The 11,527-nt window shown below is 47.2% G+C and carries 11 protein-coding genes; all 11 read left to right on the top strand.

The genetic code is table 11. The features are described 5' to 3' along the window. The first annotated feature begins 610 nt into the window (after window positions 1-610). The 11 genes from murQ (at window position 611) to RBB45_RS06160 (ending at window position 11,522) form a co-directional block, all read left to right on the top strand. A complete protein-coding gene (gene murQ / locus RBB45_RS06210) occupies window positions 611-1,519 on the top strand; it encodes an N-acetylmuramic acid 6-phosphate etherase (RefSeq protein WP_224950761.1) in 909 nt (302 codons plus the stop codon). Between the two features lie 220 nt (window positions 1,520-1,739). After that, window positions 1,740-3,101, top strand: coding sequence for a PTS transporter subunit EIIC (locus RBB45_RS06205; RefSeq protein ID WP_022544038.1), 1,362 nt, complete (start codon window positions 1,740-1,742; stop codon window positions 3,099-3,101). After that, window positions 3,098-4,111 (top strand): MupG family TIM beta-alpha barrel fold protein, encoded by a 1,014-nt coding sequence (locus RBB45_RS06200; protein ID WP_224950759.1) that lies wholly within the window; start codon window positions 3,098-3,100, stop codon window positions 4,109-4,111. The genes RBB45_RS06205 and RBB45_RS06200 overlap by 4 nt, the downstream gene beginning before the upstream one ends. Before the next feature lie 235 nt (window positions 4,112-4,346). Then, complete coding sequence (locus tag RBB45_RS06195; protein ID WP_224950757.1) at window positions 4,347-4,637, top strand: putative quinol monooxygenase; 291 nt, start codon at window positions 4,347-4,349, stop codon at window positions 4,635-4,637. Between the two features lie 27 nt (window positions 4,638-4,664). Next, window positions 4,665-5,786, top strand: a complete 1,122-nt coding sequence (locus tag RBB45_RS06190; RefSeq protein WP_009793161.1) for an NADH-dependent flavin oxidoreductase — start codon at window positions 4,665-4,667, stop codon at window positions 5,784-5,786. A 22-nt stretch (window positions 5,787-5,808) separates the two neighbouring features. After that, window positions 5,809-6,105: a heme biosynthesis protein HemY gene (locus RBB45_RS06185; RefSeq protein ID WP_094768924.1), complete on the top strand. Its 297-nt coding sequence runs from the start codon at window positions 5,809-5,811 to the stop codon at window positions 6,103-6,105. Between the two features lie 170 nt (window positions 6,106-6,275). Further along, window positions 6,276-7,187 carry an AEC family transporter gene (locus RBB45_RS06180; protein ID WP_165352582.1) on the top strand — a complete coding sequence of 304 codons (912 nt, stop codon included), beginning with the start codon at window positions 6,276-6,278 and terminating at the stop codon, window positions 7,185-7,187. A gap of 136 nt (window positions 7,188-7,323) precedes the next feature. Next, a complete protein-coding gene (locus RBB45_RS06175) occupies window positions 7,324-8,349 on the top strand; it encodes an ATP-grasp domain-containing protein (RefSeq protein ID WP_240684078.1) in 1,026 nt (341 codons plus the stop codon). A gap of 107 nt (window positions 8,350-8,456) precedes the next feature. Further along, a complete protein-coding gene (locus RBB45_RS06170) occupies window positions 8,457-8,801 on the top strand; it encodes a metal-sensitive transcriptional regulator (RefSeq protein WP_009793166.1) in 345 nt (114 codons plus the stop codon). Window positions 8,802-8,815: 14 nt separating this feature from the next. Then, window positions 8,816-9,022 (top strand): copper chaperone CopZ, encoded by a 207-nt coding sequence (copZ, locus tag RBB45_RS06165; RefSeq protein WP_009793167.1) that lies wholly within the window; start codon window positions 8,816-8,818, stop codon window positions 9,020-9,022. Window positions 9,023-9,107: 85 nt separating this feature from the next. Continuing rightward, window positions 9,108-11,522, top strand: a complete 2,415-nt coding sequence (locus RBB45_RS06160; RefSeq protein ID WP_306009269.1) for a heavy metal translocating P-type ATPase — start codon at window positions 9,108-9,110, stop codon at window positions 11,520-11,522. The last annotated feature ends 5 nt before the right edge of the window (window positions 11,523-11,527 follow it).

The raw sequence follows: 11,527 nt of genomic DNA, 5'->3' as shown, positions 1-11,527 counted from the left end.
AAAGGAGCAGTCATGTATCCCGGGAGGAGTGCAGGATACATGAGTGAGATGAAAAAGGAGCAGTCATGTATCCCGGGAGGAGTGCGGGATACATGAGTGGGATGAAAAAGGAGCAGTCATGTATCCCGGGGGGAGTGCGGGATACATGAGTGGGATGGAAAAGGAGCAGCCGTGTATCCCGGGGGAGTGCGGGATGCATGAGTGGGTCGAAAAAGGAGCAGTCATGTATCCCGTGAGGAGTGCGGGATACATGAGTGAGATGAAAAAGGAGCAGTCATGTATCCGAGGAAGAGTGCGGGATACATAACTGAGTGCAAAACGACGGAGTTATGTATCCAAAGTTTGAGAGAAAAAAAAGTATACACCCCTGCCCAAAACCTAAATGCTCTTTCCCAGCCCCAAACTAAAACATTTTTTCACCCGCCCCCTCCGTCCATCTAAAAAAAGAATACAACCCAACCAGGCTCATATATATAATAGTAAAAACAAGCTCAAACTCCACTGGTGTTAAAATTATATTTCATAAAAGTAAATATGTTATTGAACTAATATTTCATACCCTCTATAATGAAATTAGAACTAGTACATCAGTGACAGGAGGGCCATAGGAATGAAAGAGAACTTAACCTCGTTAACAACAGAAACCCGGAATGAGCGGACGATGAAGATTGATACAGCTTCACCTTTGGAGATCATCACGATGATGAATGAGGAAGACAAGAAGGTGGCATTAGCGGTTGAGCAGGTTCTCCCGGATGTCGAGGTAGCAGTCGGGTTTGTATTCGAATCCCTGAAAAAGGGCGGCAGGCTCATCTATATCGGGGCTGGTACAAGCGGAAGGCTCGGTGTTTTGGATGCAGTCGAATGCCCGCCTACTTTCAGTACGGATCCTGAAACTGTCCAGGGAATCATGGCCGGGGGCAAGGATGCTTTTGTCAAGGCTGTTGAGGGGGCAGAGGATAAGCCGGAATGGGGCGAACGCGATTTAAAGGAGATTGGCCTGACACAAGATGATACTGTGATCGGGATTGCAGCGAGCGGGCGCACCCCTTATGTGGCAGGAGCGCTTAAGTATGCGAGGAGCATCGGAGCCAGGACGGTAGCACTTTCCTGCAACACCGGCGCCGTCATCAGCAAAGAAGCTGACCACAGCATCGAAGTGATTGTCGGCCCTGAGGCGCTGACAGGCTCTACAAGGCTGAAGGCGGCAACCGCCCATAAAATGATTTTGAACATGATTTCAACTGCCAGCATGATCCTGTTCGGCAAGGTTTATGAAAACCTCATGGTGGATGTTCATGTCAGCAATCATAAGCTCAAGGAGCGTGCGATCGGGATCATCAGCAAGATAACCGGCGCTGATTATAACATTTCCAGAAAAGCTCTTGAAGACAGCGGGCTTCAGGCTAAATCTGCGATCGTCATGATCAAAACAGGTAAAAGCAAAGATGAAGCTGAGAAGCTGCTCGATCAAGCCGGTGGATATGTGCGTAGGGCAGTGGAGAAAGCAGGCAACTAAAACTATCAGGGGAAGGCGCCATGTGCGGGCCTGCCCTCTGCATATCCTTTTTTGGGGGTGGTCATCAAAAAACAGCTGACAGGGGTTTTTCATAATATAGGCTTGCACTGATACTTTATCCTATTATTCTCTTAAGCTATTTTTTATGCCTTGGATGAAAACGATTCCAATAGTTTGAAAATTTGTACTGACATCAATGTTAGAAATGGGGGAAATTCAAATGGCTGGCGAAAATACAATTCTTGCAGAGAAAATACTCGATAAGCTGGGCGGGGCTTCCAATATCGGATCCTATACGCATTGCATGACCCGTCTTAGAGTAACGCCGCTTGATGAGTCATTGGTAGACAAAGCAGGACTGAAAAAAATAGATGGCGTCCTGGGACTTGTAGAAGAAGAAACACTGCAGATTATTCTGGGGCCAGGCAAGGTCAATAAGGTTACAGAAGAGTTTGGCAAACTGCTTGAAGCATCGGGCGAACTCAATCTTAATGATCGGGCAGCAAGCAAAAAGTCAGAAATCAATAAGAAAAACGCAACTCCTTTCAAACTGTTCCTTCGCAAGATAGCGAGCATCTTTATTCCGCTCATTCCGGCACTTGTTGCTTCCGGTCTGATCACTGGTATTTCGAAAGCTGTCATTCAGGCAGGCTGGCTTGACGGGGAATCACAGCTTGCCATGATCCTGACTGTAATTGGCGGGGGGCTTTTCGCATATCTCGGCATCCTGGTCGGTATTAATGCTGCAAAAGAATTTGGGGGATCACCTGCACTGGGCGGACTTGCAGGGATATTGATTATCAATCCTTCAGTCGCCGGCATTACGCTTTTTGGTGAAGCACTCGTTCCTGGCCGCGGCGGCTTGATAGGAGTACTCCTTGCTGCCATCTTTATTGCGCTGGTTGAGCAGCGGGTCAGAAAATTTGTACCGCAGTCACTGGATATTATCATTACGCCAACGGTTTCGCTGCTGATTACAGGGATCGTCACTTATGTAGTATTCATGCCTGTTGGCGGCTTTATCTCCGAAGGAATCACAAAAGGTTTGCTTTCTGTTCTTGATATTGGCGGCGTGGTTGCCGGATTCGTCCTGGGCGCTACCTTCCTGCCGCTTGTAGTAACAGGGCTTCACCAGGGTCTGACGCCTGTCCACCTGGAACTGATTAATTCAATCGGCGATGATCCATTATTGCCAATCCTTGCGATGGGCGGTGCCGGCCAGGTTGGTGCAGCATTTGCCATCTATTTCAAAACCAAGAAGAAGCGCCTCAAAAGGGCAATTGGCGGTGCTCTGCCTTCCGGTATGCTTGGTATCGGCGAACCGCTGATCTTTGGTGTAACGCTTCCTCTTGGAAGGCCATTCATTACGGCCTGCCTTGGCGCAGGTGTTGGGGGCGCATTCCAGGCGCATTTCGATATTGCCACTGTTGCAATCGGAGTATCCGGCCTGCCGCTTGCCTTCATTGTTAACGCAGGCGAAATCCTTCTGTACCTTGTAGGACTTGTAATTGCTTATGCAGCAGGATTTGCCTTCACGTATCTGTTCGGCTTTAAAGATGAAATGGCTGGTGAGTTTGATTGATCGGCATTTCCTTCTATCTGAACGATCCTTCTGCTGAAGAGCGGATCAGGGATGCAGGAAGCAAGGGGGTGAAGCGGGGCTTCACCTCGCTTCATATCCCTGAAGAAAAAGGTGAGCTGGCCGCAGCGGCCAAGAGGCTGCTTTCTGCTGCAAAGGAAAGCGGCATTGATGTCTATGCGGATGTTTCCATGAATACACCAGCCCATCTGGGAGTGGCAGACCTTTTTGCATTAAAAGATCTTGGGGTAGCCGGCCTTAGGCTGGATGACTTTTTCGATCATCATCTGATAGTCTCCCTTGCAGAGGAATTCAAAATAGCTGTCAACTCCAGCATTCTTTTTGAAGAAGATCTTAAAAACCTTCTCAGTCGTGGGCTTAAACCTGATAGGCTGATCGGATGGCATAATTTTTACCCGAGACGGGAAACCGGGCTGGGTGAATCTTTTTTTCATGATCAGAACAAGCTGTTTAAAAGCCTGGGTATTCCTCTTGCTGCGTATATACCGTCCCGGGGAGAAAAACGGGGACCGCTTTATGAAGGCCTGCCGACGCTTGAAAAGCACCGTCATGCTGAACCCTTTGCTGCTTATGCGGAGTTGAAGGCTGCGGGAATTGATGATATTTATATCGGCGATCCGGATATTGGGGCAGGGCTGCTGGAGGATCTCCTGGCTTACGAAGAGGACTCAGTTATGCCGCTGAGGGCTGAGAACTTTACACTGCCTGAGGGAATATATGCAACACGTCCTGATCAGGCGAGGGATGCTGTCAGGTTCATGAATACCCGGACAACAGACCCTGTGCCCCCATTAAATTGCGGGAAGCGTGATGCTGGAACGATTACTGTTGATAATGAGCATTACGGCCGTTACAAAGGTGAAGTGCAAATAACACTGTCCGACCTTCCGGCAGATGAAAGAGTCAATATAGCAGGCAGAATAATAGAAGAAGACAGGCCGCTTCTTTCATTTATAAAGCCCGGACAAAAAATCCGCATTATCCATATTTAAAGCAGAAGCACACTCATAACGGAGTGTGCTTTTTTACTGCTTTCTTTAATTGAGCAAGCCTCTTACGCATTTCAATCAGGCATTTCCTTTGAAAAAAACCTCCCGGTAGAATATGATATCTTTAATCCTTCCTTATATCGTTAATGTAACTTTTTTTGTTACAGTTTAATAATCGGGAAGATATTTGATTTTTAACCAATACTAAACTTTGTAAAAAATGAAGGAGGAGCTGTCCATGATTATTATCCATGCCCATATTACGGTGGATCCGGCAAAGCGTGATGTTTTCCTTGAGAAAACGAAAGAGGTAGTCAAAGGGTCACAGGCTGAGGAAGGAAATATCAGCTATGATATATTTGAGAGTGCCGGGAATGAAAATTCATTTGTGATGCTTGAGAAATGGAAGGACAAGGAAGCGGTAAGGCTGCACGGGGAAACTGCCCACTTCCAGAACTATATGCAGGAAATGAAAGAAGTATTGGCAGCACCCCTGAAGGCAGAACGCTTTGAAGCGGAAGAACTTTAAAAAACACCAAAGGAGGACATCAGGTTTATGAAAGAACAATACAAGCAATTTTTTGAGTCATTTACTTTTAAAAGTGGGATTGAAGTTAAAAACAGACTGGTCATGGCACCAATGACAAATTTCTCTTCCAATGAAGATGATACTGTTTCTGATGCTGAGGCTGCATATTATGCCCGCCGGTCAAAGGGACCTGGCATGGTGATTACGGCTTGTACATATGTGACCGAGAATGGAAAAGGCTTCCCTGGGGAGTTTGCCGGCCATAAAGATGAATATGTCCCAAGCTTGAAGCGCCTAGCGGAAGACATCCAGGCAGGCGGCGCAAAAGCGATCCTGCAGATTTTCCACGGAGGAAGGGAATGCCCTCCTGAGCTCGTCCCGAATGGAGATATTGTAAGCGCCAGTGCAGTTGCAGGCTCAGGTGAAGGAAAAAAGGAACCGCGCGCGCTCAGCGGCGAGGAAGTTGAAAGCATTATTAAAGATTTCGGCGAAGCCGCAAGACGTGCAATTGAAGCAGGGTATGACGGGGTGGAAATCCATGGAGCCAACGGCTATCTGCTGCAGCAATTCTTCTCCCCTCATTCAAACCGCAGGGATGATCAATGGGGAGGCAGCCTGGAAAAGAGGCTTACTTTCCCGCTCGCTGTTGTTGATGAAGTCAAGAAGACTGTTGCGGCACACGCTAAAAAGCCGTTTGCTGTAGGCTACAGATTTTCTCCTGAAGAACCGGAAACACCGGGTATCACGATGGCGGATACGCTGGTCCTGATCGATGAGCTGGCAAAAAAAGATCTCGACTATCTCCACGTTTCACTCCAGGACTTCTGGTCAGCGCCGCGCCGCGGAGTCGAGGACACTAGGTCAAGAATCGAGATCATCCAGGAAAGAGTCGGCAGCCTTGTCCCTGTTATCGGCGTTGGTTCTCTTTATACGCCGGAAGAAGTAGAAAAAGCGTTTGGAACAGGCGTCCCTCTTATCGCGCTTGGCCGTGAGCTGATCATTGATCCTGAGTGGGTGCAAAAAGTCGAAGAGGGCAGGGAAGACGAAATCAAAACCAAAATCGATAAGGATGCCCAGCAGGAACTGACTGTTCCAGATCCGCTCTGGCAGGCCATCATTAATACCCCTGGCTGGTTCCCTGGCGTATAACACTTAAAAGGAGTTCGGATAAATGAAAGTGAAAATCAACCGCAATGCGGCTAAAGTGCTGAAAAAGATGCTGGAAACAGCAGAAGAAGGCCAGTATATCCGCGTTTTTGTGACAGAGCATCACGGAAACCACGCCCATTATGACATCAAGCTCGATACACCTGCAGAGCATGATGAAATTGTATCAACCGACAAGGATATCGACATTCTGCTCGATGCACGGGAAGATTTCCTCGATGGTGTGTGGATCCAATACTTCTTTGTTCCAAAAGAGGAATTTGTCATCTACAATCCCTTAAAAGAAAAGCATCATCATTAAAAAGAAGGCATGATTGCAGCAGCTGCTGCAATCATGCTTTTTTTTGTTTTTATTCCAATTTTTGGTGTAGCGCTAACTTTAATGCTTTTCCTGAGCAGAGAAGTACAGATTCTTGTATAATGGAAATGGTTTTTACGAAATCCGAAATATTTTGAATGGAAGCTGATGAAATGTCCTTTATAACAATTTTAATTCCGATTTTTCTTATCTTTGGCCTTGGCTATGCCGGCCAGAAAATCTTCAGGCTGGAAACGAAATCACTGTCCATCGTGGCTATTTACTTAATGACTCCCTTTCTTGCCTTCAGGACTTTCTACGAAACGGAGTTCAATCTTGATTATGCAGTCATGGCCATTTACACTATAGGGCTGGCTCTGGCAATTATTGCGATCGTGTATGCTGCGGCTTATTTTGCAGGATACAGCAGAAAGCGCACTTGCGCTATCATTTTATCCTCTGCATTCATGAATAACGGCAATTATGGAACTCCGCTAGTTCTTTTTGCATTTGGCCAGGAAGGAATAAAATACGCGATTGTGCTGATGGTCATCCAGCAGCTGCTGATGTGCACCCTGGGGGTATACTATGCAGCTAAAGGGTCTATCGAAAATGCCAGTTTCAAAACAGCCCTGAAAGAGGTTGTGAGGGTGCCGATTGTTTACGGCGCCTTGCTGGGAGCGGCATTGCAGTTTATGAACATACCTGTCAGCGGGACGCTGATGGAAGCAGTCCGGATGGTAGGAGATGCAGCCATACCAACGGTCATGATCATCCTTGGCATCACGCTCGCCAATATATCAGTAAAAAACCTGGAAATAGGCCCGCTCTCTGTCTCCCTTACCTTGAGAATGGTTGTATCTCCTTTGATCGCGCTGGCTTTAACATTTTTCCTGCCTGCGGATACTCTTCTGAAGCAGATTATGATTGTCATGGCGGCCATGCCTTCTGCTGCTAATACGACCATGTATGCCGTTCAATATGGTACAGATCCGGAGCTTGTTTCAAGCGCGACGCTTGCCAGCACTTGCCTGAGCCTCATCACCCTGCCGATCATCCTGTACAGTGTGACTTTTATGCAGTAGAAGATTAGCAGAATCTGTTTACCTCTGTCGAAAATGTGAGATAATAGATCTATCAGAGTATTCCTTTTTTTCAGCCTGTTATGGCAAAGGAGTTCTCAGGAGTTCATATTTTACTGACAGGGGAATGAGGGCTGGCATGAAAATCTGGTTTAACCGCTGGTTCACGACGGTGAGCCATTATATCACAATGATTAAGAACAATCCTGACAATAGAAGCTTTACCATATATGGGACCCATCCGGATAAGGATGCACTCTATTTGCAGGTATGCGATTTCAAAGGGACTGAGCCTGATATATCCGGTGAGGAATATATTTTGTTCTGCCTGGATTTCTGTGCCCGGAACGAGATTGATATTTTTATTCCCCGCAAGGAAAATGTCCTGATTTCACGGAATCTTCCCCGTTTTGAAGCAATAGGCGTCAAGGTGCTTGTCTGCCCGGACCCAATGCTTATGTCCTTCATGGACAATAAGGCGGCCATCTACCGGTCAATTGAGGAAAAGAATTCAGCCGGCAAGCAGCTGGTAAGCATCCCTGACTACGAAGTCGTCAATACAGCGGCAGGCTTCAAGGAAGCCTATCATAAGCTTAGGGCAGCGGGCCATAAAGTCTGCTTCAAGCCTGTTATTGGAGAAGGGGCATATGGATTCAGAGTGGTAAAGGATCGTGAAGATTCAATAGCGGAGCTGTTCGGGCAAGGGGTTGGACACCGGATTTCCTTTGCGAATGCCTGCGGGATTTTATCGCAGCAGGAAAGTTTTCCAGACCTGATGGTGCTCGAATATCTGGATGGCCCTGAGTACAGTATCGACTGCCTGGCCGACGGCGGCAAGCTGTACACCAGCATTCCAAGGAAAAAAGGGCATGGCAGGGTGAGGGAGCTGGAGGAAAACCTGCTGCTCAGCGGGATAGCCGAAAACCTTCATCGGGAATACCCGGTTCCTTATGTATTCAATGTCCAGGTCAAATATGGACAAGGTGTACCGAAGCTGCTGGAAATCAACCCGAGAATGAGCGGTGGGCTTCATATCAGCTGCCTGTCCGGCATTAACTTCCCTTATCTTGCCATTAAACTCCTCTTAAATGAAAAGATTGATCCTGCTCCCCCGAATTTCGGGATAAGGGCAAGCTATCTTGAAAAAGAGGTTATCCTAAGCTGAAAAAGGAGCTGAGATTCTCCTTTTTTATTTTTTTTTCTAATCTGAGAAGAATTGCTTTACATACCATACCAGGGTATACTACAATACAGATAAGGGGAGGGAATTTAATGGAAAAGGAATTAAATGAATTGCCGTTAGTCCCTGAGGGTGAAAGCTGCGATCATGTGAGCGGGCGGAAGAGCCATCACTCAGAAGTGACAAAGAAAAACCTTGTCACCAGGCTCAACCGGATTGAAGGCCAGATCCGGGGAATCAAAGGCCTGATTGAAAAGGATACGTATTGTGATGATGTTATTACCCAGATTTCAGCCACTCAGTCTGCTTTGAACAGCGTTGCCAAAATTCTGCTCGAAGGACACCTGAAGAGCTGTGTTGTCGAGAGGATCCAGGAGAACGATCTTGAGGTGGTTGATGAGCTGCTGGTAACTGTACAAAGACTAATGAAGAAATAAAGGAGAGATTCAGAATGGAAACAATCACATTAGAAGTAAAAGGCATGAGCTGCGGCCATTGCGTAAAAGCTGTAGAAGGAAGCGTAGGGAAGCTTGAAGGCGTATCTGCTGTAAAGGTTGATCTAGAGAATGGCAAAGTCAATGTCGAATATGATTCATCCAAAGTAAATCTAGGCGAAATTAAAGAAACAATCGATGATCAGGGCTATGATGTTGTCTAACAGCAAATAGCCTGCGGGACCGTGCTGAGGCACGTTCTCTTTTTCATCAAAATATACCCCGTATAGGTATAAGGAGATGTGAGCGATGAGCGAGCAAGCAAAAGAAACTCAGTTTGAAATAAGCGGGATGACCTGTTCAGCCTGTGCCGTAAGAATAGAAAAAGGACTCAAAAAGGTTGAAGGTGTGGAAAATGCTTCAGTCAATCTGGCTCTTGAAAAAGCGGCTGTTCAATTTGACCCTGAAAAAGTGAAGCAGGAAGATATTTTTCAAAAGGTAGAAAATCTGGGCTACAAGGTTGTGATTGAAAAGGCAGAGCTCGCCATTACAGGCATGACCTGTGCAGCCTGCTCCGCACGCATTGAAAAAGGGCTAAAGAAAATGGACGGAATCAGTGATGCAAACGTCAACCTGGCGCTGGAAAGGGCAGATGTGGTCTATAATCCTTCTGCAGTATCGCCGGCTGACCTTATTAAAAGAGTTGAAAAACTTGGCTATGGTGCTGCCCTGAGAACTGAGGAGGTGGCAGGTGAAGAGCAGGACCACCGTGAAAGAGAAATAGAGAGACAGAAAGGAAAATTCACTTTTGCTCTTATTCTTTCTCTGCCATTATTATGGGCAATGGCCGGACATTTCAGCTTTACCAGCTTCCTGTATGTGCCGGAGATGTTCATGAATCCCTGGGTGCAGCTGGCCCTTGCTGCTCCAGTCCAGTTTTTCATCGGCCGCCAGTTTTATACAGGCGCCTACAAAGCTCTTAGAAACGGCAGCGCCAATATGGATGTACTGGTTGCCCTCGGCACCTCTGCTGCCTTTTTCTACAGCTTATATTTATCAATAAAATCGATAGGTTCAGGGGGCCACTCAGTAAATCTTTATTTTGAGACCAGTGCAGTCCTGATAACGCTGATTATTCTGGGGAAACTGTTTGAAGCCAAAGCAAAAGGACGGTCTTCTGAGGCCATTAAAAAGCTGATGAATCTGCAGGCTAAAACGGCGCGCGTCATCAGGAATGGCGAGGAAATTGAAATTCCCCTGGAAAGCGTCATGCCCGGTGATATCCTTGCCGTGAAGCCAGGAGAGAAAATTCCTGCTGACGGAATGATCCTTGAGGGAAGAACCGCCGTGGATGAAAGCATGATAACAGGAGAAAGCGTACCTGCAGATAAGGAGCCCGGCGATTCAGTCATTGGGGCAACCATCAACAAAAATGGTTTCATAAAAGTGCAGGCAGCAAAAGTGGGTAAAGATACAGCCCTCGCACAAATCATCAAGGTTGTTGAGGATGCACAAGGTTCAAAGGCACCAATCCAGCGCCTTGCTGACAAGATTTCCGGGATATTTGTACCGATTGTTGTGGGGATCGCTGCCGTTGTATTCCTCATCTGGTACCTGTGGGCAGATCCAGGCAATTTTGCAGAAGCTCTTGAAAAATTGATTGCTGTTCTTGTGATAGCATGTCCCTGTGCATTGGGTTTGGCGACACCGACCTCCATCATGGCCGGCTCAGGGCGGGCTGCAGAATACGGTATCCTTTTTAAGGGCGGGGAGCATCTTGAACGGACACACCGCATTACGACGGTTGTTCTTGATAAGACTGGTACAATCACCAACGGGAAGCCGGTATTGACAGATGTGCTGACGGAAATGGATGAGACGGAGTTCCTGGCTATGGCAGGTGCGGCAGAAAAACAGTCTGAGCATCCTCTTGCCGAAGCTATAACAGCCGGAATCAAAGCACGCAATATTATAATGAAAGAAGCGGAAGAATTTGAAGCAATTCCCGGATATGGCATTAAAGCTGTTGTGGCTGGAAAGAAGCTCCTGATAGGAACCAGAAGGCTGCTCGGTGCGGATTCTATTGATTTCAGCCCTGCTGAAGCTGATCTTGAAACGCTTGAAAGCCAGGGTAAAACTGCCATGCTTGCAGCCATTGACGGTCATTTTGCAGGCATCATCGCGGTTGCAGACACAATCAAAGATACATCTGCCGAGGCAATCGCACGCCTTAAGGAGATGGGTCTTGAAGTAATCATGATGACAGGTGACAACAAGGCTACAGCCGAGGCAATCGGCAGGGAAGCTGGTGTTGATGCGGTAATATCTGAAGTCCTCCCGGAAGGAAAGGCAGAAGAAGTGAAAAGGCTGCAGAAGCAAGGGAAAATTGTGGCCATGGTGGGAGACGGAATCAATGATGCGCCGGCACTGGCTGTTGCCGACATCGGAATGGCAATCGGAACAGGCACTGATGTAGCGATGGAGGCGGCAGATATTACCCTGATCCGCGGCGACTTAAGAAGCATTTCCGATGCCATTTACATGAGCAGGAAAACAATCTCGAACATCCGGCAAAACCTCTTCTGGGCTTTTGGATATAATACGCTCGGCATCCCCTTTGCAGCACTTGGTCTGCTTGCGCCATGGCTGGCAGGGGCAGCAATGGCATTCAGTTCAGTCTCGGTTGTCCTTAATGCGCTGAGGCTGCAGCGGGTCAAATTATAAGGAGG

Origin of the sequence: Bacillus sp. MMSF_3328, from assembly GCF_030733525.1 — a bacterium.
Taxonomy (GTDB): Bacteria; Bacillota; Bacilli; order Bacillales; family Cytobacillaceae; genus Bacillus_AB; species Bacillus_AB infantis.
This window is presented reverse-complemented; position numbering and strand designations above follow the sequence as displayed.